The organism is Mixta tenebrionis, assembly GCF_006517625.1.
Classification (GTDB): domain Bacteria; phylum Pseudomonadota; class Gammaproteobacteria; order Enterobacterales; family Enterobacteriaceae; genus Mixta; species Mixta tenebrionis.
This window is the reverse complement of record NZ_VHQI01000018.1, coordinates 21,253-47,788: the sequence shown is the minus strand read 5'-3', so window position 1 is coordinate 47,788 and position 26,536 is coordinate 21,253. Positions and strand designations below refer to the sequence as shown.

Annotated in this window: 32 protein-coding genes, 1 pseudogene and 1 riboswitch; of the genes and pseudogenes, 9 read left to right on the top strand and 24 right to left on the bottom strand. The window is 57.0% G+C overall.

Translation table 11 applies throughout. The features are described 5' to 3' along the window. Positions 1-198: 198 nt before the first annotated feature. Positions 199-990 carry an OBAP family protein gene (locus tag FKM52_RS20155; protein WP_141177915.1) on the top strand — a complete coding sequence of 264 codons (792 nt, stop codon included), beginning with the start codon at positions 199-201 and terminating at the stop codon, positions 988-990. On the opposite strand, the gene moaE is transcribed toward FKM52_RS20155, so the two are convergent. The 5 genes from moaE to moaA form a co-directional block, all read right to left on the bottom strand. After that, positions 987-1,439 carry a molybdopterin synthase catalytic subunit MoaE gene (moaE, locus tag FKM52_RS20150; RefSeq protein WP_141177914.1) on the bottom strand — a complete coding sequence of 151 codons (453 nt, stop codon included), beginning with the start codon at positions 1,437-1,439 and terminating at the stop codon, positions 987-989. The genes FKM52_RS20155 and moaE overlap by 4 nt on opposite strands. Position 1,440: 1 nt before the next feature. After that, on the bottom strand, positions 1,441-1,686 hold the full coding sequence (moaD, locus tag FKM52_RS20145) for a molybdopterin synthase sulfur carrier subunit (RefSeq protein WP_141177913.1): 246 nt from the start codon (positions 1,684-1,686) through the stop codon (positions 1,441-1,443). Next, on the bottom strand, positions 1,679-2,164 hold the full coding sequence (gene moaC, locus FKM52_RS20140; protein ID WP_141177912.1) for a cyclic pyranopterin monophosphate synthase MoaC: 486 nt from the start codon (positions 2,162-2,164) through the stop codon (positions 1,679-1,681). Before moaC ends, moaD begins: the two co-directional genes overlap by 8 nt. Positions 2,165-2,166: 2 nt before the next feature. Beyond that, on the bottom strand, positions 2,167-2,682 hold the full coding sequence (gene moaB / locus FKM52_RS20135) for a molybdenum cofactor biosynthesis protein B (RefSeq protein WP_141177911.1): 516 nt from the start codon (positions 2,680-2,682) through the stop codon (positions 2,167-2,169). A gap of 13 nt (positions 2,683-2,695) precedes the next feature. Next, positions 2,696-3,682 carry a GTP 3',8-cyclase MoaA gene (gene moaA / locus FKM52_RS20130; protein WP_377091012.1) on the bottom strand — a complete coding sequence of 329 codons (987 nt, stop codon included), beginning with the start codon at positions 3,680-3,682 and terminating at the stop codon, positions 2,696-2,698. Then, positions 3,672-3,804, bottom strand: a riboswitch (molybdenum cofactor riboswitch). It overlaps the preceding gene by 11 nt. A 301-nt stretch (positions 3,805-4,105) precedes the next feature. On the opposite strand from moaA, the gene FKM52_RS20125 reads away from it, so the two are divergent. Beyond that, on the top strand, positions 4,106-5,014 hold the full coding sequence (locus FKM52_RS20125; RefSeq protein WP_141177909.1) for a gluconeogenesis factor YvcK family protein: 909 nt from the start codon (positions 4,106-4,108) through the stop codon (positions 5,012-5,014). A gap of 77 nt (positions 5,015-5,091) precedes the next feature. Here the strand turns inward: FKM52_RS20125 and uvrB are convergent, their stop codons facing one another. Beyond that, positions 5,092-7,113, bottom strand: coding sequence for an excinuclease ABC subunit UvrB (uvrB, locus tag FKM52_RS20120; protein WP_141177908.1), 2,022 nt, complete (start codon positions 7,111-7,113; stop codon positions 5,092-5,094). 890 nt (positions 7,114-8,003) lie between these two features. Between uvrB and FKM52_RS20115 the strand changes: the two genes are divergently transcribed. After that, positions 8,004-8,720 (top strand): ATP-binding cassette domain-containing protein, encoded by a 717-nt coding sequence (locus FKM52_RS20115; RefSeq protein ID WP_141177907.1) that lies wholly within the window; start codon positions 8,004-8,006, stop codon positions 8,718-8,720. A 10-nt stretch (positions 8,721-8,730) separates the two neighbouring features. Here FKM52_RS20115 and bioD read toward each other — a convergent pair whose 3' ends face one another. From bioD to bioB, 4 genes are read right to left on the bottom strand one after another with little or no spacing between them, the layout of a single operon-like run. Continuing rightward, positions 8,731-9,402 carry a dethiobiotin synthase gene (bioD, locus tag FKM52_RS20110; RefSeq protein WP_141177906.1) on the bottom strand — a complete coding sequence of 224 codons (672 nt, stop codon included), beginning with the start codon at positions 9,400-9,402 and terminating at the stop codon, positions 8,731-8,733. Beyond that, positions 9,395-10,153, bottom strand: coding sequence for a malonyl-ACP O-methyltransferase BioC (bioC, locus tag FKM52_RS20105; protein WP_141177905.1), 759 nt, complete (start codon positions 10,151-10,153; stop codon positions 9,395-9,397). Before bioC ends, bioD begins: the two co-directional genes overlap by 8 nt. Then, positions 10,134-11,288 carry an 8-amino-7-oxononanoate synthase gene (bioF, locus tag FKM52_RS20100; RefSeq protein WP_141177904.1) on the bottom strand — a complete coding sequence of 385 codons (1,155 nt, stop codon included), beginning with the start codon at positions 11,286-11,288 and terminating at the stop codon, positions 10,134-10,136. Before bioF ends, bioC begins: the two co-directional genes overlap by 20 nt. After that, a complete protein-coding gene (gene bioB / locus FKM52_RS20095) occupies positions 11,288-12,319 on the bottom strand; it encodes a biotin synthase BioB (protein WP_141177903.1) in 1,032 nt (343 codons plus the stop codon). The genes bioF and bioB overlap by 1 nt, the downstream gene beginning before the upstream one ends. 85 nt (positions 12,320-12,404) lie before the next feature. Between bioB and bioA the strand changes: the two genes are divergently transcribed. Together bioA and FKM52_RS20085 are read left to right on the top strand one after the other, a co-directional pair. Then, entirely contained in the window at positions 12,405-13,697 is a 1,293-nt protein-coding gene (bioA, locus tag FKM52_RS20090) for an adenosylmethionine--8-amino-7-oxononanoate transaminase (protein WP_141177902.1), read from the top strand. Between the two features lie 75 nt (positions 13,698-13,772). Continuing rightward, positions 13,773-14,690 (top strand): annotated as a pseudogene (locus FKM52_RS20085) (NADP-dependent oxidoreductase); the annotation flags it as partial. 154 nt (positions 14,691-14,844) lie between these two features. Here the strand turns inward: FKM52_RS20085 and FKM52_RS20080 are convergent. The 13 genes from FKM52_RS20080 to FKM52_RS20020 form a co-directional block, all read right to left on the bottom strand. After that, positions 14,845-15,234, bottom strand: a complete 390-nt coding sequence (locus FKM52_RS20080; RefSeq protein WP_001281697.1) for a Mor transcription activator family protein — start codon at positions 15,232-15,234, stop codon at positions 14,845-14,847. Beyond that, positions 15,231-15,659, bottom strand: coding sequence for a gp16 family protein (locus FKM52_RS20075; RefSeq protein ID WP_246085563.1), 429 nt, complete (start codon positions 15,657-15,659; stop codon positions 15,231-15,233). The genes FKM52_RS20080 and FKM52_RS20075 overlap by 4 nt, the downstream gene beginning before the upstream one ends. Next, positions 15,649-15,864 carry a hypothetical protein gene (locus FKM52_RS20070; RefSeq protein ID WP_045285386.1) on the bottom strand — a complete coding sequence of 72 codons (216 nt, stop codon included), beginning with the start codon at positions 15,862-15,864 and terminating at the stop codon, positions 15,649-15,651. The genes FKM52_RS20075 and FKM52_RS20070 overlap by 11 nt, the downstream gene beginning before the upstream one ends. Then, positions 15,861-16,550, bottom strand: a complete 690-nt coding sequence (locus tag FKM52_RS20065; protein ID WP_061494392.1) for a DUF2786 domain-containing protein — start codon at positions 16,548-16,550, stop codon at positions 15,861-15,863. Before FKM52_RS20065 ends, FKM52_RS20070 begins: the two co-directional genes overlap by 4 nt. After that, positions 16,537-16,833, bottom strand: coding sequence for a nucleoside triphosphate pyrophosphohydrolase family protein (locus tag FKM52_RS20060; RefSeq protein WP_001569383.1), 297 nt, complete (start codon positions 16,831-16,833; stop codon positions 16,537-16,539). The genes FKM52_RS20065 and FKM52_RS20060 overlap by 14 nt, the downstream gene beginning before the upstream one ends. Beyond that, positions 16,830-17,018 carry a hypothetical protein gene (locus tag FKM52_RS22150; protein WP_063930246.1) on the bottom strand — a complete coding sequence of 63 codons (189 nt, stop codon included), beginning with the start codon at positions 17,016-17,018 and terminating at the stop codon, positions 16,830-16,832. The genes FKM52_RS20060 and FKM52_RS22150 overlap by 4 nt, the downstream gene beginning before the upstream one ends. Before the next feature lie 78 nt (positions 17,019-17,096). Continuing rightward, positions 17,097-17,708: a DUF3164 family protein gene (locus tag FKM52_RS20050; RefSeq protein WP_006118595.1), complete on the bottom strand. Its 612-nt coding sequence runs from the start codon at positions 17,706-17,708 to the stop codon at positions 17,097-17,099. 17 nt (positions 17,709-17,725) lie between these two features. Then, positions 17,726-17,995, bottom strand: coding sequence for a hypothetical protein (locus FKM52_RS20045; protein ID WP_023214064.1), 270 nt, complete (start codon positions 17,993-17,995; stop codon positions 17,726-17,728). 2 nt (positions 17,996-17,997) lie between these two features. Further along, positions 17,998-19,164, bottom strand: a complete 1,167-nt coding sequence (locus FKM52_RS20040) for an ExeA family protein (RefSeq protein ID WP_141177900.1) — start codon at positions 19,162-19,164, stop codon at positions 17,998-18,000. 10 nt (positions 19,165-19,174) lie between these two features. Further along, positions 19,175-20,944, bottom strand: coding sequence for an integrase catalytic domain-containing protein (locus tag FKM52_RS20035; RefSeq protein WP_141177899.1), 1,770 nt, complete (start codon positions 20,942-20,944; stop codon positions 19,175-19,177). Positions 20,945-20,947: 3 nt separating this feature from the next. Then, positions 20,948-21,859 (bottom strand): DUF3102 domain-containing protein, encoded by a 912-nt coding sequence (locus tag FKM52_RS20030; RefSeq protein WP_080189923.1) that lies wholly within the window; start codon positions 21,857-21,859, stop codon positions 20,948-20,950. Positions 21,860-21,868: 9 nt separating this feature from the next. Beyond that, a complete protein-coding gene (locus tag FKM52_RS20025; protein ID WP_000042842.1) occupies positions 21,869-22,174 on the bottom strand; it encodes a helix-turn-helix domain-containing protein in 306 nt (101 codons plus the stop codon). Continuing rightward, the gene (locus FKM52_RS20020; RefSeq protein ID WP_001041677.1) at positions 22,171-22,395 is read right to left on the bottom strand and encodes a hypothetical protein; all 225 of its coding nucleotides are present in this window, start codon (positions 22,393-22,395) and stop codon (positions 22,171-22,173) included. The genes FKM52_RS20025 and FKM52_RS20020 overlap by 4 nt, the downstream gene beginning before the upstream one ends. Positions 22,396-22,483: 88 nt before the next feature. Between FKM52_RS20020 and FKM52_RS20015 the strand changes: the two genes are divergently transcribed. From FKM52_RS20015 to FKM52_RS20005, 3 genes are all read left to right on the top strand, one after another. Beyond that, entirely contained in the window at positions 22,484-22,891 is a 408-nt protein-coding gene (locus FKM52_RS20015) for a helix-turn-helix domain-containing protein (protein ID WP_061494387.1), read from the top strand. A 70-nt stretch (positions 22,892-22,961) separates the two neighbouring features. Continuing rightward, complete coding sequence (locus FKM52_RS20010; protein ID WP_080189917.1) at positions 22,962-23,969, top strand: nucleoid-associated protein; 1,008 nt, start codon at positions 22,962-22,964, stop codon at positions 23,967-23,969. A 2-nt stretch (positions 23,970-23,971) separates the two neighbouring features. Further along, entirely contained in the window at positions 23,972-25,177 is a 1,206-nt protein-coding gene (locus FKM52_RS20005; protein WP_061494385.1) for a hypothetical protein, read from the top strand. Here the strand turns inward: FKM52_RS20005 and FKM52_RS20000 are convergent. Then, complete coding sequence (locus FKM52_RS20000; RefSeq protein ID WP_141177898.1) at positions 25,167-25,937, bottom strand: DNA adenine methylase; 771 nt, start codon at positions 25,935-25,937, stop codon at positions 25,167-25,169. The two genes, FKM52_RS20005 and FKM52_RS20000, sit on opposite strands and share 11 nt — an antisense overlap. Positions 25,938-26,185: 248 nt before the next feature. Here FKM52_RS20000 and FKM52_RS19995 point away from each other — a divergent pair, with 248 nt between their 5' ends. Then, on the top strand, positions 26,186-26,536 hold the full coding sequence (locus FKM52_RS19995; protein ID WP_023229458.1) for a putative holin: 351 nt from the start codon (positions 26,186-26,188) through the stop codon (positions 26,534-26,536).

Here is a 26,536-nt window from a genome sequence, read left to right as displayed (position 1 = left end):
GCCAGCGCCAGCAGCGCCAGCAGCGAAAAAAAAGGAAATCGCCTGAATGACATACCTGTCCCCGTTTGCGGAAGATAACGCACCTTACCACCCTAAGCGGAAATTGCCAGCGCCGCGCCGGATGATTCTGTCACCTTTCACTTTCAGTAATTTGGACTAACGTTAACTTTTGCTAATGATTATGACAGGAGTGAGATCATGAAAACAGCATGGCTGCCGCTGGTAACCGCATTAACGCTTGCCGGCTGCGGCGGCAACAATACGCCGGCGCAGGTGCAGACGCCAGGTGCGCCGACCTCAACCAAAATGAAGCTGCTGGACAGCGGCGCAGCGGCAATGCAGTCGCGTCCGCCGATTGACGCCATTAACGCCTACCTCGACGGTTTCCATTTTTACAGCGGTGATAAAAACGGCCAGATGGAAGCGCACCATTACGTTACCGTTCTGAATGACGATGTGATGCAGGCGGTGATTTATGACGGCAATACGCGCAACGCACGGTTGATGGGCGTGGAATATATTATCAGCGAGCGGCTGTACAAAACGCTGCCGCCGGAAGAAAAGAAGCTATGGCACAGCCACAGCTATGAGGTGAAATCAGGCACGCTGGTAGCGCCCGGTCTGCCGGACGCGGCGGATAAGGCGTTAATGACCAAACTGGTGAACACCTACGGCAAAACCTGGCACACCTGGCATACCGATCGTGACCAGAGTCTGCCGCTCGGTATTCCGACGCTGATGATGGGCTTTACCGCCGACGGCCAGCTCGATCGGCGGCTGCTGCAGGATCGCGATAAGCGTTTCGCTATCGACAGCGGCAAAATACGCCAGCAGCGCGCCGATATTATCGCCAATCCTGTGGTTAAGGGCGCCAACGCCTGGCAGGATGGCGACGTTATTCAGCTGCAGCGCGTAGAGGGCGGCGGCGAGCACGCCCACGGCAATACGCAGTCTGGCGTCTCAGAGCAGACGAAGCGCCAGCGGCATTAATCCCAGCGCTCGGCGGCCTGGCGATCGCTGTCGCGTGCATCGACCCAGCGGTCGCCCTGCGGCGTCGCTTCCCGCTTCCAGAACGGCGCGCGGGTTTTCAGGTAGTCCATAATAAACTCGGCGGCCTCGAAGGCGCCGCTGCGGTGTGCGGCGCTGACGCCGACCAAGACAATCTCATCGCCGGGATAGAGCGCGCCAACGCGATGGACAATGCTGATGCGCTGAAGCGCCCAGCGCGTGCGCGCCTCGTCGGCGATCTCCCTCAGCGCTTTTTCCGTCATGCCGGGATAGTGTTCCAGCGTCAGCGCGGAGACATTATCGCCCAGGTTGTGATTGCGCACCTTGCCGGTAAAAGTGACCACCGCGCCATCATCATCGCAGGCGGAGAGCCACGCGTATTCGTCAGCCATGCTAAACGGCGCTTCACCGACGCGAATTCGGCTAGTCATATCAGCCTCCGGTGACCGGCGGGAAGAAGGCGACTTCATCGCCATCCTGAAGCGGATGCTGGAGCGAAACCAGCGTCTGATTGACCGAGGCCAGCAGCTTGCCGGCGTTCAGCGCCAGCGCCCAGCGATCGCCGCGCGCGGCCAGCGCCACACGCAGATCCTCGACCGTGGCGTACTCGGCGGCCAGCGTCAGCGATGAGGTAGCCACCAGCTCGCGCACCTGCGCGAAGAACAGCACGTTAATCATGATCCACCACCTGAAAATCGCCCGATTTGCCGCCGCTTTTATGCAGCAGGCGCACCGTTTCAATCACCATATCTTTCTGTACCGCTTTACACATGTCGTAGATGGTCAGCGCGGCCACCGAAGCGGCGGTCAGCGCCTCCATTTCGACGCCGGTTTTACCGGTTAGCCGACAAAGCGAGGTAATGCGCACCCGGTTTTTTTCCGGCTCGGCTACCAGCTCCACTTCCACTTTGCTTAGCATTAGCGGATGGCAGAGCGGGATCAGTTCCCAGGTGCGTTTCGCCGCCTGGATCCCGGCAATGCGTGCGGTGGCGAACACGTCGCCCTTATGGTGGCGCCCTTCGATAATCATTTGCAGCGTGGCGGGCGACATCACCACGCAGGCTTCCGCGCGCGCCTCGCGCAGCGTTTCGTTTTTGGCCGATACATCAACCATATGCGCTTCGCCGGCGGCGTTAATATGGGTTAATTGCGACATAGTTACGCTTTTTTCAGGTGGGAAACAAACTGGCAGGGACGAGTGCGCGCATCAAGCTGCTCGCAGATAATGCGCTCCCAGGCGGTACGGCAGGCGGAGGTTGAACCGGGCACGGCGAAGATCAGCGTCTGATTCGCCATGCCGGCGACGGCGCGTGACTGCAGCGCGGCGGAACCGATCTCCTCCCAGGAGAGCATGCGAAACACTTCGCCAAAGCCTTCCACTTCGCGGTCAAACAGCGGCAGCAGCGCTTCCGGCGTACTGTTTTTGCTGTAAAAGCCGGTGCCGCCGTTGATTAAAATTACCTGCACATCATCACTGGCGATCCAGCTGGAGACCACCGCGCGGATACGGTAAAGATTATCGGGAACGATAGCGTGATCGATCACCTGATGGCCCGCTTCGCTCGCCGCCTCGCGCAAGTAGTCGCCGGAGGTGTCGTCGGAGGCGTCACGACGATCGGATACGGTCAGAACCGCGATGCGTGTCGCCTGAAATTCGAGATTGGCTTTGCTCATGCTTTTCTCCGCGTTAGCCGCCGATAAATGAAAGATTCTGCGTGATGCCGGTATTGCCCTGATGCAGGAAATGAGTCTGCTTTTTGCGGCCGAGGCTGGCGGCAATGCGCGCCTGCAGCTCATCCTGCTGTTCATCCGACGCCAGCAGATCGCGCAGCGGCACGCCGCTATCGCCGAACAGGCAAAGGTGCAGGTTGCCGATGGCCGAGACGCGCAGACGGTTGCAGCTGGCGCAAAAATCTTTCTCGTAGGGCATGATCAGACCGATTTCGCCCTGATAGTCAGGATGACGGAACACCTGTGCCGGACCGTCGCTGCGCTCGCGCAGCTGGCGCTGCCAGCCCTGCATAATCAGCTGGTCGCGGATTACCTCGCCGGAAAGATGGTGGCGCCGGAAGAGATCGCTGCCCTCGCCGGTTTCCATCAGCTCAATAAAACGCAGCTGAATCGGACGATGGCGAATCCAGTCGAGAAAGGTGTGCAGGCTGTGATGGTTCACATCGCGCATCAGCACGCTGTTGACTTTTATCTTGCTGAACCCCGCCTCGAAAGCGGCATCGATACCGCGCATCACCTGGTGAAATTTATCCTGGCCGGTGATGGCATGAAATTGACGGGCGTCAAGGCTGTCGACGCTGACGTTAATCGAGGTCAGCCCCGCCGCGCGCCAGCGCGCGACGTCACGCGCCATGCGATAGCCGTTGGTGGTCACCGCCAGCTGGGTAATGCCCGGATTTTCGCGCACCGCCGCAATGATATCGACAAAGTCGCGGCGCAGGCTCGGCTCGCCGCCGGTGAGGCGTACCTTCTCCGTGCCGGCGTTGGCGAACGCGCGCGTGACGCGCCGGATCTCATCCAGCGAGAGGAAGCTTTTGTTGGTGGTGCCCTGCGGCTTATAGCCATCGGGCAGACAGTAGGTGCAACGAAAATTGCACACATCTGTAATCGACAGACGCAGGTAATAAAACTTGCGTGCATAAGAATCAATAAATTGCGTCACCAGAACACCTTTCCAAAATGGGAGATGCAGTCATTTCTTTCTGCACCCTGGCAGCTCGCGGCTGCGGCCAGTACACCCTATCAAATGACGTAGGCGTAAAGGCTTGAGTGTGGTTGTGCCTGCCAGGCAGGAATTGCCAAATAGTAGCGTTATTTGCCAAGCTATGCCACGTCAAATTTCGTTATATAACCGTATACATACCGAATTTTCTCTGCATATTGCTGCATAATCGCGCCATGTTTGACCGCCTGATCGGCGCAGCGCGGTTATACAATATAGGTCATCGAGGTAATCACTCAGAAATGTCAGTTATTCGCTGGTTTAACCCTTTCTGGCGCGCGGCGATATGTTAAAGGCGCGAGGAAACCATTATCCTGTGCGCTGCTGACGACGCGGTCAGCACGTTTAACTGTCAGGAGAATTATGCGTAATCGTACCCTTGCGGATCTGGATCGGGTGGTCGCCCTCGGCGGCGGTCATGGCCTGGGCCGCGTGATGTCGGCTCTGGCCCCGCTCGGCTCGCGCCTTACCGGCATTGTCACCACTACCGACAACGGCGGCTCTACCGGACGTATTCGCCGTTCCGAAGGCGGCATCGCCTGGGGAGATATGCGTAACTGCCTTAACCAGCTGATTACCGAACCCGGCGTCGCCTCGGCAATGTTCGAGTACCGCTTTACCGGCAACGGCGAGCTGGCCGGGCATAATCTCGGCAATCTGATGCTGAAGGCGCTGGATCATCTCAGCGTGCGCCCGCTGGAGGCGATCAACCTGATCCGTAATCTACTGAAGGTGGACGCCTTTTTAATTCCAATGTCGGAGCAGCCGGTGGATCTGCTCGCCACCGACAGCGAAGGCCATATGGTGTATGGCGAGACGGAGATCGATACGCTGAAGCTGCCGCCGCAGGAGCTGATGCTGCATCCCAGCGTCGCCCCGACGCGCGAGGCGCTTGAAGCCGTTGCCGATGCCGATCTGCTGCTGATCGGCCCCGGCAGCTTCTTTACCAGCCTGATGCCGCTGCTGCTGATGGAGGAGATGACCCAGGCGCTGCGTCGCTCGCCCGCGCCGCTGATTTATATCGGCAATCTGGGGCGGGAGCTAAGCCCGGCGGCCGCCAGCCTGCGGCTGGAGGATAAGCTGGCGCTGCTGGAAAAAAGGATCGGAAAAAGAGTTATCGATGCGCTGGTGGTGGGACCCGGCGTCGATACCCAGGGCGTACGCGATCGTTTGATTATTCAGCAGCCGCTGGAGGCGGCGGATATCCCCTACCGCCACGATCGTCAGCTGCTGCGCCTGGCGCTGGAAAAAGCGGTGCTGTCGCTCGGCTAACGGCTGGCCGCCCTTCTGCCGCCGTCAGCCAATAGCGGCTGGCAGGCTTTCTGTGGCCTGCCCCGCGTTCAGCCGCGCTACGACGCGGCAATAAAGAGTTCGCGCAGCTCGTGCAGCCGATCGCGTACCCTGGCCGCCTCTTCAAACTCCAGATTCTGCGCATGCTGCTGCATCTCGTTCTCCAGCTGATGGATTTTCTTCTGCAGCGCCTGCGGCGACAGCGCCATATAGCTGGCGTCGGTTTCCGCGGCGCTGCGGCTGGTGGATTTGCCGCGCGTCTTACCTTTGGTAACGCTTTTGCCCAGCTCCAGAATATCGGTGATTTTCTTGTTAAGCCCCTGCGGCACAATACCATGCTCGGCGTTGTATTCGATCTGCTTCTCGCGGCGGCGCTCGGTTTCGCTAATAGCGCGCGCCATTGAGGGCGTAATTTTATCGCCGTAGAGGATCGCCTTGCCGTTCACGTTACGCGCCGCACGCCCGATGGTCTGAATCAGCGAACGTTCAGAGCGCAGGAAGCCCTCTTTATCCGCATCGAGGATCGCCACCAGCGACACCTCCGGCATATCCAGCCCCTCACGCAGCAGGTTGATGCCCACCAGCACGTCAAACTCGCCGAGACGCAGATCGCGGATAATCTCCATACGCTCTACGGTGTCGATATCGGAGTGCAGGTAGCGCACCTTCTCGCCGTGCTCCTCCAGATATTCCGTTAAATCTTCCGCCATGCGCTTGGTCAGCGTGGTAACCAGCACGCGTTCGTTGATCGTCACGCGCTGGCGGATCTCCGACAGCAGATCGTCCACCTGCGTCGCTACCGGGCGCACCTCGATGATCGGATCGAGCAGGCCGGTGGGGCGCACCACCTGATCGATCACTTCGCCGCCCGATTTTTCCAGCTCATAGTTGCCCGGCGTGGCGGAGACGTAGATGGTTTGCGGCGCCAGCGCCTCAAACTCTTCAAACTTCAGCGGACGGTTATCAAGCGCCGAAGGCAGACGGAAACCATACTCCACCAGCGTCTCTTTACGCGCGCGGTCGCCGCGATACATGCCGCCGATTTGCGGGATGGTAACGTGCGATTCATCCACCACCAGCAGACCGTCGGCCGGCAGGTAGTCAAACAGCGTCGGCGGCGGCTGGCCCGGCCCGCGCCCGGAGAGATAGCGCGAATAGTTTTCGATGCCGGAACAGTAGCCCAGCTCGTTCATCATCTCCAGATCGAACTGGGTACGCTGGGTAATACGCTGTTCTTCCAGCAGCTTGTTATTCGCCAGCAGGTTTTTACGCCGATCGGCCAGCTCCACCTTAATTTCTTCCATCGCCTGTACGATGCGCTCACGCGGCGTAACGTAGTGCGTTTTCGGATAGATGGTAAAGCGCGGCACCACGGAATCGATCTGCCCAGTGAGCGGATCAAACAGCGACAGCCGCTCGACTTCTTCGTCAAACAGCTCGACGCGCAGCGCGATATCGTCCGATTCAGCGGGGAAGATATCGATCACTTCGCCGCGTACGCGGAAGGTGCCGCGCTGGAACGCCTGATCGTTACGGCTGTACTGCAGCTCGGCCAGCCGGCGCAGAATGCTGCGCTGATCGATAATCATGCCGCGCGACAGGTGCAGCATCATCTTCAGATAGAGATCGGGATCGCCAAGGCCGTAAATCGCCGACACCGACGCCACCACGATCACATCGCGCCGCTCCAGCAGCGCCTTGGTGGCGGAGAGACGCATCTGTTCGATATGTTCGTTAACCGAAGCATCCTTCTCGATAAAGGTATCGGAGCTGGGCACGTAGGCTTCCGGCTGATAGTAATCATAGTAAGAGACGAAGTACTCCACGGCGTTATCGGGAAAGAACTCCTTCATTTCGCCATAAAGCTGAGCGGCCAGCGTTTTGTTCGGCGCCAGCACCATCGTTGGCCGGTTAAGATCGGCGATCACATTGGCAACGGTAAAGGTTTTCCCGGAGCCGGTCACCCCCAGCAGCGTCTGGTGCGCCAGACCGTCCTCAAGCCCCTCTTTCAAACGGCGTATCGCCTCAGGCTGATCGCCGGAGGGCTGAAAGGCGGAGTTAAGTTTAAAAGCTTTACTCATTATGAAGGTCTCTGCTGAAGGATTGCACGGACAGGATGGTAATTTTACTCCGCTTCGATGATTTTTCCAGCGCGGAACACTGGATAAATAATCAGTTATTTTGCCCTGGCTGGGCAAAAAAGGCAAACAGGAGATTTTAAGGCTTATCATTACGCAGCGATAATATTAAGGGGCGCAAGGTTATCCCCAACTGAGCTCGCCATTTAACATTTGTCAATAGGCGCAACGTAAAACGCGCGCGGCAAAAAAGCCGGCGCTCTGGCAGGCTTGATTTTGTTTAACGTGCTGAAAATAAATGACATATAAATAAAGTCCAGTTTAACGCCAGTTCAGGAACAAGCCGCGCCCGCTCTGGTCTGCCAGCTGTTTTCACTCGGTAATGCACATGGTTATCCACAGGAATAGTGGATAACTGTTTACAGGCCCCGCAACATCGGGGATGGATAAAAAAGATCCCGGCGCCGTCATCAGGCTGAAATATTTTTTTTTCGCGCTTTTGCCGCTCCTCTGCGCCTCAATTTTTACCTCTGGCGCCCGCTGTACGGCGCTGTGGAAACTTTTACGCCCATCTCTTTAGCGCGCAATTAATAAATTTTACTGCCTTATCGGCGTTCAGCTGCACCATAAATGCGGCTCTTCCGGCACCATTAAAGTGCAGCCGGTCCGTTACCGGCTTAAATTATTAAGCATTATTCAACAATCCTCCGACTTATCAGGGCTGCTGCGCCTCGGTTTTCGCCTGTTGCCTTTAGCCTGGCCTGCGCTTTGCAAGCATGGCTGGCGGCGCGCTACCGGCGCGGAAACGCGGCTGTTCCCATGCGCTATTGCTATCCGTTGCTCCTGAACGACGGGCCAGCAGCAGGCGTTAAAGGCGACGGAAGGAGAAGGTAATGCTACGTTTACGCTCGATCAGCCAGTTCTATGGCGACAGACAGGTGCTGTGGAATGTAGATCTTGAGCTGCCGCACGGCAGCGCTACCGGCATTATCGGCCAGCCCGGCATGGGAAAAACCACGCTGGCGAACTGTATTATGGGCCATCTGCCGATCGGCGGCGGCAGCATGGTCTGGCAGCAGCGCGGCGCGCGCGCTGAGGATTTACAGGCGCAGCCCGCCGAAGCGCGGGCACGGCTGGGTATCAGCTATCTGCCGCAGGGCTGCCAGCTATTCTCTCAGCTTAGCGTGGAGGAAAATTTATTGATTGCGCTGCTGGCCGGGCAGCAAGCGGGCCATCCTGTGCTGCCAACGCTGGTTAGTCATCTGTTTCCCGCGCTGTGGCAGCGGCGTCATCTGCGCAGCGGCGCGTTGCCGCTTGCGTTACAGCAGCAGCTGATGCTGGCGAGAGCGCTGGCGCCGCAGCCGGATCTGCTGATTGTCGATGAGCCAACGGCGGGAATGCCGTCAGCGCAGGCGGAAGAAACCGGCGAACGGCTGCATCAGCTTAACCACGAATATGGGCTGACGCTGCTGTTAATTGCACGGCATACTGCGGTGATTCGACGGACAGCGAACGCCTTTTTACTGCTGCATCATGGGCGCAACGTGGCGCAGGGCCACGTTGCTGAACTGGATAGCGGTGCGGTAGATGAGTGGCTGGCGCCTGGCTGATGCCGCTATATTATTGCGGCAGACGCAGATACTCCCCCAGCGGCGCGTTATCGATATCCGCCAGCCAGGGGATTTCCCCCAGCAGCGGCGCCGGCAGGCGCTGACGCAGGGTCGCCAGATACTCCCGGTGCCGTTTGCCGGGCGGCTGCACATCATTAGCGATCCAGCCCGCCAGCGGCAGCCCGGCGCTCCGCACCGCGTCGGCGGTCAGCAGCGCGTGGTTGATGCAGCCCAGCCTGACGCCCACCACCAGAATAACCGGCAGCTGTTCCTGCTTTACCCACTCCGCATAGGTCTGCTGCTCAGAGAGCGGCGTATACCAGCCGCCTGCGCCCTCTACCAGCACCCACTCCGCCTTCGCCCGCAGCGCCGCCAGCCCGGCGGAGAGCTGCGCAAAGGCGATCGGCTGTCCGGTAGCGGCGCTGACAATATGCGGCGAAGTCGGCTCCAGAAACGCCAGCGGATTGACCTCCTCATAGCGCAGCGGCAGGCTGCTGTTACGCTGTAGCGCCAGCGCGTCGCCGTTGCGAATGCCCTCTGGCGTCAGCTCGCTGCCCGACGCTACCGGCTTATAGCCCGCGGTGCGCAGGCCGGCACGGTTCGCCGCCTGCAGCAGCGCGCTGCCGGCGACGGTTTTACCTACTTCGGTATCGGTTCCGGTCAGGAACCAGCAGTTACTCACAGTTAATCACTCCGGTAATCAGTTGCCAGGATAACAGATAGCCACGCTCATCGTGCGGCCAGTGATGCGCCAGCCGCTGCAGCCGCTGGCGGGTCAGCAGACCGCTGGCGCGGCCCTGATGGATATGGGTCGCGCCGATGCCCTTCAGCGACTGCAGGGCGCCCGGCACGTCGGGAAAATATTGTTCTATCCTGGCGCTGTACAGCTGCCGCGAACGGCCCGCGCACGCCTGGTCAATCGCCGCCTCGGATAAGAAGCTGTTCGTATGCTGATACGCATCCAGCGCCTGCCAGGCGCTGCGCATTTCGCTTAACGAGGCGTCCGCCAGCGTGGAGAACAGCACCCTGCCGCCGGGCCGCGTTACCCGGCACAGCTCATCGATGCCCTGCTTCAGGCTGCCGCACCACTGCAGCGCCAGATTGCTCCAGCTGATATCGACGCTGCGGCTGCGCAGCGGCAGCGCCTCAATATCGCCCAGCAGATAGTGATGCGCAGAGTTATCGCGGCGCGCCTGCGCCAGCATGCCCGGCGACAGATCGAGTGCGATAACCTGATGTCCGCGCTGCTGCCAGCGGCGGCTGAACCAGCCGGTGCCGCAGCCCGCATCCAGTACCGTCCCGCCCGTCGTGGCCGGCAGCAGCTTCAGCAAACGCTCGCCGCTGGCGCGCTGGAAATCGGCGTAGCGCTCGTAGCCGCCGGCGGCGCGGCCAAACGCCTGCGCCACCGCCTGTTTATTTACCCGGTGCGTCATACAGCGCCTCCAGCAGGTTATCGATATCGTGCGCCGCGTGCCGCGCCGTCAGGGTAATACGCAATCTTGCCGTACCGGGCGGCACCGTCGGCGGACGGATTGCCGTTACCCAGCAGCCGCGCTGCCGCAGGTAGTCAGAGAACGCCAGCGCCTTTCCCTCATCGCCCACCAGCAGCGGCTGGATGGCGGTAGCAGAGGGGAGCAGCGGCAGGCCGAGCTGCTGCGCGCCCTGACGGAAGCGGACGATATTCGCCGCCAGCCTCCCGCGCAGATCGTCACCCTGCTGCACCGCCCGCAGCGCGGCCCGCAGCGCCTCCGCCTGCGCGGGCGGCATCGCCGTGCTGTAGATCAGATGACGCGCGAACTGCAGCAGATAGTCGGCGGTCGGCTCATCGCACAGCAGCGCCGCGCCGCTGACGCCGAAGGCTTTACCAAAGGTAATCACCAGCAGCTCCGGTCGGATGCGCTGCCGCCAGCAGCTGCCGCGCCCCTGTTCGCCCTGTACGCCGATGCCGTGCGCGTCATCCACCAGCAGCCAGCCGCCCGCCTGCTGCGTCAGCGTATGCAGCTCCGCCAGCGGCGCGCTGTCGCCATCCATGCTGAACACGCCCTCGGTAACCACCAGGGTTTCGCCGGCGCACGGCGCCGCCAGCAGCCGCTGCAGGCTGGTCGCCTGGTTGTGAGCGAAGCGGCGCAGCGTCGCCGGACTGAGGCTGGCGGCCTCCAGCAGCGAGGCGTGCGCCAGCTTGTCCGCCAGGATGCGATCGCCGACGGCGGCCAGCGCGCCGATCGCCGCCTGGTTGGCGGCGTAGCCGGAGTTAAACAGCAGCGCGCGTGGATAGCTCAGCCACTGCGCCAGCTCCGCCTCCAGCTCGCCGTGCGGCTGCGCATAGCCGGTAACGTGGCCGGAAGCGCCCGCGCCGACGCCATAGCGCGCCGCGCCCTGCTGCCAGGCGGCGATAATCCGCGCATCGTCGCTCAGGCCGAGATAGTCATTGCTGGCGAAGTTGCGATAGCGCCTGCCGTCGTGCTGTAACCAGCCTGCGCGGTTTACGCTCAGCAGCGTGCGCTGCCGCCAGCGCTGCTGCCGACGGCGCTCATCCAGCGCCGCCCCAACGCGTTGTGACCAGCTCATTACGGCGCCGCGTTGTAATAGCGCGCGCTGTCGGCGTTGACCAGCTGCCGCGTCAGCGCCTGCTGCTGCGCGTTATCGCCCGCATCGGTATGGGTATGCTCCGGGTTAAGGCCAAGCTTGCGGAACAGCAGCAGATCTTTATCCTCTTCCGGGTTGGGGGTGGTCAGCAGCTTGCAGCCGTAGAAAATGGAGTTGGCGCCCGCCATAAAACACATCGCCTGCGTCTGCTCGCTCATCTGTTCGCGCCCGGCGGAGAGCCGCACGTGGGAGGTGGGCATCATGATACGCGCCACCGCAATGGTGCGAATAAAATCGAAGGGATCGACATCGTCGTTTTCCGCCAGCGGCGTGCCCTTTACCTTTACCAGCATATTGATCGGCACGCTTTCCGGCGCCACCGGCAGGTTTGCCAGCTGCACCAGCAGCGCGGCGCGATCCCTGACCTCTTCGCCCAGTCCGACGATGCCGCCGGAGCAGACTTTGATGCCCGCCTCGCGCACTTTTTCCAGCGTATCGAGACGCTCCTGATAAGTGCGGGTTGTGATGATATTGCCGTAGAACTCCGGCGAGGTGTCCAGGTTATGGTTGTAGAAGTCCAGCCCCGCCTCTCCCAGCCGCTGCGCCTGCGCATCGCTCAGGGTTCCCAGCGTCATGCAGGTTTCCATGCCCAGCGCCTTGACGCCCTGCACCATCTTTTCCAGGTAAGGCATATCGCGATCGCTGGGGTTTTTCCACGCCGCGCCCATGCAGAAGCGCGACGATCCCGCCGCCTTCGCCTTACGCGCCGAGGCGAGCACCTCCTCTACCTCCATCAGCCGCTCCGCCTCAAGGCCGGTTTTATAGCGCGCGCTCTGCGGGCAATATTTGCAGTCTTCCGGGCAGGCGCCGGTTTTTATCGACAGCAGCGTACTGACCTGCACCTGTCGCGGATCGAAGTGCTGCCGGTGTACCTGCTGCGCTTCAAACATCAGTTCAAGAAAAGGTTTATCAAACAGGGCCTGAGCCTGTGCCAGCGTCCAGCGCATCGCCATTGCTTACTCCAGAAAGTGTCGTTTTTATTGTGGAACCGAATTATACTTGTAAACTAAATCTTTTTATTTTGGTTTACAAGCGATCATGAATTCAGACGATCTCGCCTTCGACCGTGACCATATCTGGCACCCTTACACCTCCATGAGCGATCCCCTGCCCTGCTATCCCGTGGTCGGCGCGCAGGGCGTTCATCTGCGGCTGGCCGATGGCCGTCAGCTGATCGACGGTATGTCCTCGTGGTGGGCGGCGATACATGGCTACAATCACCCGCGCCTCAACCAGGCGCTGCAAACGCAAATGGCGCAAATGTCCCACGTGATGTTCGGCGGCATCACTCATCCCGCCGCCGTGGCGCTTTGTCGTCGGCTGGTGGCGATGACGCCTGCGCCGCTGGAATGCGTGTTTCTTGCCGATTCCGGCTCGGTAGCGGTGGAGGTAGCGATGAAGATGGCGCTGCAGTACTGGCAGGCGCGCGGAGAACGGCGGCAGCGCTTTTTGACGCTGCGCCGCGGCTATCATGGCGATACCTTCTCCGCCATGTCGGTATGCGACCCGGATAACTCGATGCACAGCCTGTGGCAGGGCTATCTGCCGACGCATCTGTTCGCGCCCGCGCCGCAGCGCCGCTTTGATGATGAGTGGGATGAGGCGGATATCGCTGAATTCGCCGCGCTGATAGCGCAGCATCGGGGCGCTATCGCCGCCGTGATTCTGGAGCCGATTGTGCAGGGAGCGGGCGGCATGCGCTTTTATCATCCGCGCTATCTGCAACGGGTGCGCGAGCTGTGCGATCGCCATCAGGTATTACTGATCGCCGATGAAATCGCTACCGGTTTTGGACGTACCGGCAAACTGTTTGCCTGCGATCATGCCGGCATCGCGCCCGATATTCTCTGCCTGGGTAAGGCGCTGACCGGCGGCGCCCTGACGCTGTCCGCCGCCCTGACCACGCGTGAGGTGGCGAATACCATCAGCAACGGCGCGGCGGGCTGCTTTATGCACGGCCCAACCTTTATGGGCAATGCGCTCGCCTGCGCGGTAGCCGACGCCAGCCTGGCGCTGTTACAGGAAGGACGCTGGCCGCAGCAGGTAGCCGCCATCGCGCGCCAGCTAAGTGAAGCCCTGTTGCCGCTGGCGGCGCATCCGCAGGTTAAGGAGGCGCGCGTGCTGGGCGCAATCGGCGTGATCGAAAGCCGTCGGCCGGTGAATATGGCGGCCATCCAGCGCTTTTTTGTCGATCGCGGCGTCTGGATTCGCCCCTTTGGGCGGCTGATCTATCTGATGCCGCCTTATGTGATTGATGCCGACAGTCTGGCCCGGCTAAGCGAGGCCATACGCGCCGCACTGGATCGCCCCGATCTGTTTTTATCCGCCTGAAGGCGAAGCACCGCAAAGCATGCGGCGGCGTGATGCACTACGCTTTTAGCATCCCCGTTAGCAAAGGAGTGAGTGATGCCACAAGAGAAAGAACGTAACCGCCGCGTGATCTTAGCCTCGCGCCCTACAGGCGCGCCGACCGAGGCGAATTTTCGTTTTGAGACGCAGCCGGTGCCGAAGCCCGGCGACGGCGAGATACTGTTGCGCACGGTTTATCTGTCGCTCGATCCCTATATGCGCGGCCGCATGAGCGACGCGCCCTCCTACGTCGCTCCTTTTGCCGTCGATGAAGTGCTGGGCGGCGGTACGGTGGCGATTGTCGAGCGCTCTAACCACGCCGACTATCGCCAGGGCGACTGGGTAGTGAGCCAGAGCGGCTGGCAGGACTACGCGCTGTCGGACGGACGCGGCCTGTTTAAACTGCAGGGCCCGGTGCTGAAACATCCCTCCTGGGCGCTGGGCCTGCTGGGGATGACCGGCTTTACCGCCTATATGGGGCTGCTGGATATTGGCGATCCGCAGCCGGGCGAAACCGTGGTGGTGGCCGCCGCGACCGGCGCCGTCGGCTCGGTGGTGGGACAGATTGCCAAACTGAAGGGCTGCCGCGTGGTCGGCATCGCCGGCGGCGAAGAGAAGTGTCGCTATGCCGAAGAGAAACTGGGCTTCGATCGCTGCCTCGATCATCGTCAGGACGATCTGGCCGCGCAGCTAAAGCAGCACTGCCCTGACGGCATCGACGTCTATTTTGAAAGCGTCGGCGGCAAAGTGTTTAACGCCGTGCTGCCGCTGATGAACACCAAAGGCCGTATTCCGGTCTGCGGCCTGATTGCCGACTATAACAGCAGCGGCGAGCTGCCGCAGGGCGGCGATCGTTTACCGCTGTTCCAGAACGCGATTCTGCGCAAACGCCTGCGCGTGCAGGGATTTATTATCAATCAGGATTATGGCGATCGCTTCGAGGAGTTTTTCCGTCAGATGAGTCAGTTGATTAGACTTGAGATAAATGACAGGGAATAAGTGAGATAATTATGGGAAGAACTGGGTCAACATGGGAAGAAACTGGATGGAATATGCAATAACCTTACAGTATGTGAAAATCAGACCGGCCCGAAAAAAAACAGAACTCGCACCAGCCTGATTGCAGATGTTACTCCTTTTTCCCCGTATCGGCATCGGGTTCACCATCAAACAGTTTGCCCTGCATCCGATCCAGTTCTTCTTTTCTGACCCGCTTCACCACGCTGTAAACCCACTGTAGCGAAACACCGAATTTGCGGGCCAGTTCATGATGGTTGCGTCCGTCAAACTCCAGGAAGATTTCCCGGTCGCGCTGGCTGACCTTCCAGACCATGCCCATCGGAAAATAGACGTTTTGCCCACCCCAGACCTGCATCATGCGGTTCGCGACGGCCTGACCAATCTGGTCGGCAACTGCGGGTTCGATATCAATAATCTCGCGGACGGTCTCAGAGGTATGCTGTGCCAGTTCCACCAACAGTTCCGGCCCTTTACTACGAAACTGATTCAGGTCGCTCATTGCTTCACCCCCGCAGCTCTGCGCTGCCACTTCTTCAGTTTCTCAATCACGCTACTTGCCTGCTCATTGCTGAGCCAGCGTAACGCGCTGATGCCTGTTTCCCGTTTAACCCACAGCGCCAGCGCCTGCTCTGAACTGTCTCGGACGGTACCCGCCGCTGCCATTTCAAGCCAAAGCGCACGGATTTTCTTTGACTGGGGATGGTTATCCAGCGGTAAGCCGGACCTGGCTTTTCCGGCAGGCTTAACGCGAAAACCTTTCTTTTTCATAGATTCCAGAACACGGTTTAGCTGTGGGGTATCCATCCCTTTGGTTGAGGCTTTGCCGGTCAGCCCCTGTAGCATCTGGCGGTAGGTGTCCTCATCCATCTGGAGGTCATTGCGGGCAATATGGATGAGTTGAATAAGACGCTGCTTAGTCATCATCGTCGCTCCTTTTACCTGCGCCACCGATATAATCGACATATAAAGGAAGCGCAACAGGCCAGCACATGAACATAACGGCCCAACTGATCCAGTGTCCGGCACCGCTGTAACGTGAGTAAAAACCTGAGCGGCGGTGCAGTTCAGCAGTACACCACCCCACGAGACCATACCAGAACAGGGCACATACAATAGATTCAGCCATCATAAACCACTCCCCAGCTTCCGCTGTTCCTGCCCGCTGACAGGCTGATGCAGGCGGACGTTTTCCCCTTCTCTGTAACCGATGTGGCGGGACATGTCCGCGTCACGGGATTTACCGGCTTTGCGGCCAGAGGTTGTTCCTGAATCAGGATATTTTTGTTCAAGCCAGAGGCTTGCCAGCTCACGTTCTTCGCGGGACATAGCAAATAAATGAACCTCGCTGCGCACGGCCAGAACCCAGCCTTCGGCAAATTTGTCACCACGGCTGGTCTTGGTCGTGTTTTTGATCCTTTTATTCTGCTGCCGAATATAGTTTTTACGGGCCATGATTAACTGTCTGGCCAGTACCTCCCATGTATATGAGGCCAGTTCAACCCGGTCTTTATTACCGTAAAAGCCAACGCTGGGTTTAAAGCCGGAGTGAATAATAGACTTAACGCCAAATGCCACCTGGATAATATCCAGCAGACCCAGCATATAACGTGGCGGATTAACGCTACCTGCAGCCCAGTAGTGACTGACGCTTTCATCAATATCACTGAGTGCGAGTTCAGCCTGGGTGATGTTATAGGCCTGCATCAGTTTCTGGGCGCGTTGCAGGGCCAATGCCGCTTCATGGGGATTATCGGATTTAGCCAGCGCCAGCAGCTTTTTTAACTTCTCCAGCAGCTTTTCATTATTCTGCGGCATAAGTCACCCCCAGACGTTCAGCAAGGCGTTCCAGCTTTTTCTGCTTATGAAAGTCAATCATCAGGCCCATCCCGTTGAGACGGAACTGTTCAATCATGATTTCAACGTCAGCCAGTTCGCCAGCAAGATCAACTTCATTGCCCAGTCCGTTCATGTTGCGGGCAGCGGCAGCGGCCAGTTCGGCGGCTTCTTCCATCAGCTTCAGCGCCTGTGCTTCAGGGCCAAAGGTTTTAAGGGCCAGATTGTAGATCGTCGAACGGTTATATAATTTCATGCCTTTCATTGTTTTGCCTCGCAGGGGATGAACTCCATGGCCGGGACTTCGGTGTAGTAATGCTGGCTGCAGTGCGGGCATACCAGCGTGATGAGGACGGCTGGCACACGGTACTTACCGGAGGTAATGACGCTGGCGTCGCTGAATTTCAGGGTGGTGATACCTTTCTGGCAGTTGGTACATTTGATGGACATGATTTATTCCTCAATGCTGTTTTCGGCGTGCAAAAGCCCACGGCGCTGACGCCGAAATAAAAAGAAAGTGAATTAAAATTAAATGGCAGCGATATCTAACGGAATATTAATTAGCTTCCCGTGTTTATCTTTCTCCCGGAAATTAATATAGGTTTTGGACATTGCCACCTGCAGTGATTCCGATATGGCCTCCATTGCCCGGTTCCAGCGCTCGTCCTGAATCTTGACGCGGCGCAGGGAAAGAATGCGTCCGGTATTAAGCTGGCCCTCTTTGTCCACCTGGAAAGCATCGCTGATGATGGCCCGCAGGTTGGCGTTCGCGCCTTCCGACCACTCGGTGACGCACTCGTCTATCAAGTCTTTGGCAATCTGCAGCTCTGGCCCGAAGGTCAGGGTTTCCTGCACGCGAATGGTGATCTGCTGAGCACCGTCGAAGCTGCTGAAGGTCACGTTGCCTTTGGCACCGCCGCGCGTTCTGCCGTACTTCTCGGCCACAAGGTCAAGCCAGGCATAGCACTCGTCAAAGGCTCGACGCTTGAAGTCGCTGAGTTCGTCGCGTTTAACCTTCGCAGCGGCAACCTGTTCTTTAACGAAAGAGTCCATCGCAAGGTCATAGTCAGACACCTGGTCAACCGGCACCAGACGCCCCTTGCGGTCTTTCATGTAGTCTTCTTTATTTACTTCGCTCATCTCTGTTCACCTTATGGTTAATGTAATGACTCTGACCAGGTAATACGGCAGCCATGCAGTTCAAAGACGCCCTGACGAAAGCGCCCTGAGCCGTCATGACCAACATGGGTATAACTTGCCTTGCCCTGCTCCAGCAGGCGGGCACAGTGCCCGTTGCGGGCGATACGGATAACTGGCTTACTGCCAGCAATCATGACGCTCTGTACGGTGGTGTTCATGGCGTTGAGCGCCATAATGGCAGACTGCACCTTGCTCATCTGCTGGTTGATATCGGCGATGGATTTCATGGTTAAACCCCCTTGACGACGTCGGCGTTGACCTGCGGAACCCCGATTTCAGCAGCCAGATTCATGGCGGCTATCACCAGGTTACTGACGGCCAGCGGATACAGCAGGCTGACCATGCTTTTACGGTTACTGCCCAGATTGCTCAGGCGGGCGCGGATGGCCTCCACTGCGCTGGCGTCCATGATGTCAGCCAGCTGCTTACCGGCGCGTTGCAGTTTGAACGCCAGAAACTCTTCCAGGCTGTTGTCCAGCGGCAGCAGTTCAACCACCTCGCAGCGCTGGACGACCTCACGGACTTCCATGTTGCGTTCGGACAGTTTGTCCGCCAGTTCAGGCTGGCCAATCAGCACGATGGACAGCAGTTTTTTAAAGCCTGATTCCAGCTCGAAGAAGCGTTTGAGGTGCTTCAGCGTCGGGATGGGCAGGCTGTGGGCCTCCTCAATCACCAGAACGTGGCTGAAGCCCGCCTGGCTGCTGTCCTTCAGGACGCGGTGCAACTGGCGGAAGCGGGCGTCCTGGCTGCGCTTGATGCTCTCCAGCGGCGCGATGGTGCTGATAATGGCCTCGGCGATAGCAGCCGCCTTCAGGGTTTTGCCCTTCACGTCGTTGTCTTCCATGGCTATGATGTATGGCTCGATAACAATCACCGGCGCGTTCTCGCGGTTGACGCGTTCAATCAGATCGCGGCGCAGCGTGGATTTACCCGCGCCGGACTCGCCGATAACCGCCAGAAAGCCACCGTGACGGGCGGTCTGGAACAGTGCCTCGCGCACGTAGCGGATATCCGGTGTGGTGAACACATCGTCCGCGCCCTGCATGGCCTCATCGGCGAAAGGGTCACGGAAAAGGCCAAACGCTTTTTTGGTTGCTGGAAATAACACCTGCTTTTTGAGTAACATGTTCTCTGCCTCGCTGAGGTTGGTTTTATCGGTAGTACCCGCTGTACGGGGCGTGGCTGCGCCCTGTACAGCATCAAAACTCTTCGCTGTATCAATCCCCTGACTTTCCAGATACAACGCCAGACGCTGGCGTACCTCTTCGGGGCTGGTGCGGGGCCACTCGTTATGGTTCACAATCTGGGCCAGCGTGGCCTCGGAAACGGCGACGGCTCTTGCCACCACCGCCTGCGGGATGCGGGCCTCTTTCAGTTGTTGCTTCAGTACCAGCATGTCTTCCTCCTCAGTTGCCGTTAACGATGCTGATAACGCTGCTGCGGGCCGGAGTGGTCAGGGTGACCATCACCTCATCCAGCGCGGCTTCCGGTACGCCATCCGGGTACCGTGCCGTTAACTGGCGGTAATGTTCCGGCGTCCAGGTATGGCCGTTCGCGCTGAACTTCTCGCGCAGGGCTTTCGCGGCCTCCACATGGGTCAGCGGACGCTGCTCAATACGCGGGCCGCGCACGTCTGAAGCCTGACCGCGCTTCGGCATATAGGCCGGAAGCGTGGTGTCGTCGATATGTTTATACGGGTCAAGTCGCCCGCCAAACGGCAGCGCCTTCGCCTTGCGTGCAGCAGCTGCATCGGTGGCGTTATCGGTGCCGGTGACCAGCACTTCGATTTCTTTTGCCGCCGTCTGCGCCGGGGTCTCCGGCAGGGCTTTGTAGTTTTCGCCAAATACCGCCGCGCTTTCGGCAAAGCCAAACTCGTTCTTTCTGACCTCTTCGACCAAGAAGAACGTCTCGTGGCCGTCTTCGCCGGTCAGCACCACCTGCGCCACATCGCTGCGCCACGGGTTACGGGTAATCATCAGTTTTTCGCCGACCAGTACGCCCGGCACCGTCGAAACATCAAATTCGCTACCCCGGAATGGCACACGCAGTTTTGATGTGACCTTACGGCTTTCCGGCGCGGCCACTGCCAGCTCCCGGCATACCTCAACGGATGGCGCTTTCTTCAGCTGGTCAGCGGTAATTTTCAGCCAGATATCCGTGCGGGTTTTACCGTGGCGGCTGTGAACTGCCGTGGCGTTAAAGTGGCTGCGCCATTTCACCGCCAGCGCGTTCAGCTCTTCCAGGCTGTGAACCGGCTGGAACTTGAGACCCGGCTCCAGCTTGCGTTCGATAATGTCACGGGCTTTTTCCACCTGTCCGGTGGCGCGGGCGTTATGCGGCTTGTGCGCTATCAGGTCGATGCCCAGCGAGCGGCACATATTTTTCGTCATGCCAGCGGTGTTCGCCGAGCCGGGGTCGAGGTAGAGTATTTTCGGCACGCCGTGCAGCACGTCAGCGCCACCACGCTCCTGCATGGCGTTGATAAGAACAGAACAGAGGTTCTCACCGGATTCCGCGCCCATCACGTACTCAACGTAAATCCAGCCGCTGGTATGGTCGGTAATCTCGTAACTCCACACGCGGTCACTGGCGATGCGTGCGATGTTGGCAGGCTTGTTCTTGTAGAACTTCGTGCTGTCCATCACCTGCAGCCCTTTATGGCCGTTGCTCAGGTAGTAAAGCGTACAAAGTGAGGCATCAATCTCCCAGACGTGGTTGGGATGCAGGCTGGCCATCTCGGACGACGGTGCCGGTGCGTCAAGCTGTTCCGGGTGAAGGCCATAGTTACGCAGGGCGCGGCTGATGGTGTCCTCGGACAGCGGGAAAAACTCGCCTGTGGCCTCGTCCGTTCTGCCTGCAGTGATAAAGCCGTTTGAACGCAGGGTCTCCACCGCATCCGCGATGGAATACAGGCGCTTACCGTTCTTACGGGTGGCCTCGCGCAGCGTGGCAGATATCAGCGCGGCTTCGTCGCGGCTCAGGGCGCTGCGCCCGGCATCGGCGCGTTTTTTGCGTTTGTCAGTCACTGATACCTCCTTCAGCTTGCGCAGCAGGGTGGCGCGGGACATGCCCAGTTCAGCGCAGGCGGCATCGTATATCGCACCGCGCTTACCATGCCCCGCGTCACGTGCCGCGCGGGCAACATAAACCAGTCGTTCAGTCAGGGCGGCACTCATGGGTTATGCCTCCTGCCCGTTAATCTGTGGCGTCGGGTCAGTCAGCCATGAAGGGGCGGCGTTGCCTGTCGGCTCGTCCGGCAGGTCAAATGTGGAGCGCAGGCCACGCGCGGTGCTTTCCAGCTGGCAGACCAGACCGGCCATAAAGTCTCTGGGGGTATCAATCATGTTTTCAGCGCAGTATGCGCACAGGGTCTCAAAGGCGCTGGACAGTCGAACCGCGATGGCAGATTCCGCCTCAACCGCTAACGCCGTCACTTCTGCCCGCATCTTCTTCACCTCTTCGTCAGGCTTAGGCGGCTGGATACGGGATTTCTTCTCCAGTTTGGTGGAGAGAGTGTCGATTTTTTCGTTTTTGTCGGCGAGTACGCGTTGTTGCGCAGCGTTGGTTTCGCGGGCTTCACGTAGGGCTGCCTTCAGTTCGCGGCTGGTCATGCGATCAATATCATCAAGCGTTGCCCCGGCGACGGTTCCACCATCAGCCAATGCGTCGAGTTCTTCGTCATCCAGAACCATCAGTTCATACAACTTGGTCTTACCTAAAACGGTCAGCGCTGTCCGTTTTGAATTTTGATCGCCATTACCCAAAAATTTCACGCTGGCCTGCATCATGCGGCGTGCGACGCGCGGCTCAAGGCCGAGGTCATTTTCGAGAATATTTATAAAATCGCCGTGAGGTTCATTTTCTTTAAGAATTACAAGGCGTTTACCTGCTTCCAGCATGGCCTCAGCACTCTGCGCCATATAAAACCGTGTTTCGTGAACGATACGATCACGTTCATACGGCAGACCATCACCGAACTGCTGCATGATTTCGAGGCGATGTTCGGTCATGGCATTAATATTAACGTTGAGGCCATCACTCAGCGGTGCATCTTCCACTAGTTCAACTGGTTGTGATTTTGTGCGTCCCATTTCAACTCCTTAGCGACTGCCAGCCATAACGCGCTGGTTAATTTCATTGATACGATCCTGCGCCCGCGCCATTTCGGTACTGTGCGCCATGGCGATTTGTAAGAGCTGGACTCCAGGGGCAAAACGCCCGTTATCCAGTTTCAGGGCCAGACCTTCTTCGATAAGGGTGTTCAGCGCACGATTGATATTCGCCGGTGACTCGCCCAGAGCCGATGCCAGTTCACCGTTAGAAACACCGTTCAGAGCATGACCGCGTAAAGCCTTAAGGACACGCAAAATACGGGTACCTGAGCTTGATGTATTTGGTTTACTCATGACGCCTCCTTGAGGATGCCGGGGGTAACTTCTTTGCCTATTGCGACCGAAAGGTCTCGCAAAATCCGATAAGTCAAACGACCGCGTGGAAGTTCGCTTTTGCCTGCCCAGCGGCTGACAGCCTGGGTGACTGTTCGTGGCTCATAGCCCGCGTTAAGCGCAAACTGGCGCAGGCTACTGCCTCGCTCAACCAGCCGTGCCCGAACTTGTTGTTTGTTCATATGCACCGTGTTCCTGTTGGGTTATGATGTACTCTATTGGGTCTATTGTACGCACCCAAACGGGTATGTCAAATTGAGATATGTTCAAATGAGTATAAAAGAGAGATTACGCGAAGCGATGGATACTAAGGGGTTGACGATTAAAGCATTGTCTGACCTGTCAAAAATTCCATATCGCTCACTTCAAAACTATCTGCGTGGTGAGAGAGAACCCAATGCGGAGGCTCTTGTTGCGTTAAGCACTCATTTGGGTATATCAATAGATTGGCTTCTTACTGGTAGAGAACAGATTCCATCTGAAGAAATTATCGCTGTGCCAACACAGCATCAATTCAGCCAGTCAGACCTTAAAATGCTTGAACTTCTAAACCAGTTAGATCCTGAGGTTCGGCGAGACCTCATGCGAGGCGCTGAAGAAAAACAGCGTGTGATTGAGATGGAAAAACAACTGAAGGAATTATCCGCAACGATTGAGCGGTTAAAAAATGTGGGTTAATGTGTTCCTAACGAGAACACACAGCAGTAAGTGTTTGCCATTTAACAATAAAAAATAAGGTGAATAGTCAATGTCTGAGCAGGCCATTGAAGTTAAACACGTCGTAGTTCACATTTTGGACAAGCAACAAAATGGAGACGCTTCTGAGAGATTGAGTCCTGAAGAAGGACTGGTTACTGAGGCCTCCCAGCGCCTTATAAACGATATCTGTGCAAAATACGCAGGACGCACAGGTAAAGGTTATGGCTATTTTGAAGGCGATACGGATAACTATCCGATGGAACGCATGGCTGGGGATTTTCTGGAAGGTGTTGATGATTTCTACCAAAGTTCCTGCCGGATGATGCATCACCTGACGGAACGCTCACAGCGAGAAAACATGGCTACTGGTGGTTATGTTCTTTTTGCAAACATCGTGATAGGACACAATGAACACCTGCTGATAGCTATTGTGAGTGCCACCATCGGGTCAACTGTCACTGATGATTTTAACATCCAGGACAGTACCTATCTTGATATCGCTAAGCTGCGCATGGCTGGGCGCATTGACTTAACCGCATGGAAAAGTGATGCAGAACGCTATATCAGTTTTCTTAAGGGACAAGGGAATGTTTCAAACTACTTTAAACAATTCCTCGGCTGTAATGATGTTTTAATCGCCAAACGAGAGTCTGAAAAGTTACGTGATGTTTTAAAAGCATTTGCAGCAGAGAAAGAGCTTGACGGCGCTGAAAAAGACGCGTTTCTTAAGAGCGCGTTTGAACACTTACATGCGTTAAGTAAGGCTAATGAGCCACTTAGTCTGGAAACCTTTGTTAATGCCGTTTGGCCCCAGGCTCCAGAGGAGTTATCTGGTAAACTTGCTGCCGAAGAGCTGGAGTTATCGGATGGCTTTGTTCCTGATGGTCGCGTCATCCGCGCTTTGGTATCTTTTAAAGGCAAGTCCAAATACTGGGAGCTTAAGTTTGACCGGGAAGGGAAAACTGAAGGCTATATTGATTATGATCCGGCAACAAATATTATCACCCTACGTAATGTGCCTGATGAGTTCAGGGAAATGTGGATGACAGAGGTTTAATCGTGACGATTTCGTTTGAGATGCTGACAGCACTGTACCGTCGCATGGTATTCCAGGAGGAGTTCCGTGTCGGTACGCTGTTGCTCTCAGATCAGTCAGATTGTGACCAGATGAATACCTTGCTCGATGATCCACGTGAGTATGGGCTTTCTATTGATACAGGGACTGTCGCTCCAGGCAACACGATCAACCTACGTGTTACGCCACCACGGAGTGGACTGGGACTTGTGTTTGCCACACACGAAAAATTACTAAATGCTCCAAAGCATCAGTGCCTGGAACCAGCTAATTACTTCATCCTTGAAACAAAATTTCGTAATGATGATGAAGATATCCCCGTTTTCATCAGCAATTACCGGAAGATTCTGGAGTTCGTTAACCTGCTAAAAGAGGCCGCTGCCTACTTTGACAGCTCAACTTGTCAGCTGGTTTTTCTGAAAAAAGAAGTTATCAAGCTATTGCCACACTTCGCTGCTGAAAACGTACAAAATTTGCATCGTGAGCATCTTGATAATCTTTTAGCTTGTTTCAACGATGATACCCATAAGGATCAGAAGCTGGATATTCTGATTGAAAGTATCCAGGCCGTTAGTGATGGAGTTGATTCACCACGAGTATTCGCATTTTTACTGGACAATATTCAGCGTCTACATGAAAAGTTCCTGAAAGGGTATCGTATATACTCTTCTGGATTCTCTTATGACAAAGTCATGGATCAGTTGCGTGCCGCAAAAGTCGAAGAAATGGGTAAAATCCACAAGGCGTTTTCGGATATCCAGAACCATATACTTGGCATTCCTGTTGCCTCAGTTATTGTGGCTACCCAATTCAAAGTAGCTACGAGATGGTCGGGCCAGGGGATAACAAACACGATAATCCTTCTGGGATGCATTTTTGCTGCGACGTTAATCTGGCTGGCACTTTCAAACCAGATGCAATCTATAAAGGCCTTGGGCGAAGAAATTGAATACAAAGAAAAGCAGATTAATAAAGAATATTCTTTCATCAAAGATGATGTAGCTGGTGTATTTCGCAGTATTTCTGCACGACTAGCGACGCAGAAACGTACGTTCTGGATCATCCGCGGTGTTCTGGTTATGGGAATCATCACTGCGATCACGGTTTATTTTTGGTACACAAAGCCAGCTCTTGACTTCATGCAGTACTTGATTGACTGCATGAAGTCTTATCATTCGGTCAAAAATTGAGAATAATGAGTTCCTTCTTGCGACTGGATTTGCCAGTTACCTTAAGGTTGTAGCTGATATCAACCGACAGCATGTTCAGACCATTGAATGCCTGTCGCATTTCCGGGATATCGTTCACCGATATAATCATCTTCCCTTTGATCCTGTGCGCCAAATCTGCCATGTGCTCATAGTTTTCCAGCCCGAACTCTACACCATAGCCTTCCGTTCCCCAGTACGGTGGGTCACAGTAGAATAGCGTATGCGGGCGATCATATCTCTCTATGCACTGGTGCCAGTCCAGATGTTCTATCAGCGTTCTGGACAGGCGCAGGTGTGCCATCGACAGTTCTTCCTCAATACGCAGGAGATTGAAGCGCGGCGCACTGGTTGTAGAGGTCCCGAACGTGTGATCGGCGACCTTGCCTCCAAACGCCTGTTTCTGTAGGTAGTAGAACCGGGCCGCCCGCTGAATGTCAGTGAGCGTTTCTTCCGGCGTATCCTGCAGCCACTTGTATATCTGACGGCTGACCAGCGCCCATTTAAACTGGCGAATAAATTCTTCCAGATGATGCTTGACCACCCGATAGAGGTTCACCAGTTCCCCGTTGATATCGTTAATGACTTCGGTCTTGCTGGGAGTCTTTAGGAAATAGAGCGCAGCTGCCCCGCAGAACGGCTCCACATAGCAGGTATGGGCCGGAAACAACGGTAAAATATGCTTCGCCAGACGACGTTTACCACCAATCCATGTGACGATGGGTAAAGATTGTTCTTTCATTATCCGTAAGCCTTTTGCAATCAATGAAAATATGGCAGGCTAGTCTGGTCTCGCGAGACTGACTGAACCCTGGTCGGCTCACAGTGCATACCTGTGGGTTGATGACCAGCCTGGTGTTACCGCACCGGGCTGGTCGTTCTTTCAAAGCCATCATGCGGTTCTCGTTCGCATCCTCACTATTAACGCTGTTTAAAATCCCTTTCCCCGACCATTTGTGATGCTGTCTCCACCACACAAGGAGACGCACCATGAAAAACCTGAAAAAATTCATTCCCCCTGTTAAAAAGCCCCGTCTCAGCGGCTGGCTGCTGACCTCTGTGCTGTTGCTCGGCACCATCGGTCTGGTCTCGCCCCAGCAGCTGCCGGTGGTTGTCTACAAGCTGTCGCTCATCACGCTGGCGGCTGTGCTGGGCTACTGGCTTGACCGTTCGCTTTTCCCCAAAGCCCGCCCCGGTCAGTATCTGAAGCACGATGACAGGCTGATGGCTGATGGTCGCTTCCCCGTCCAGACTGGCCTTCACCTGGTCTTTTCCGCTGCGCTAATCCGTCGTGCGCTGATTGTTGCCGCAGTCTGTCTGGCCGTAGCGATGGGACTGTAA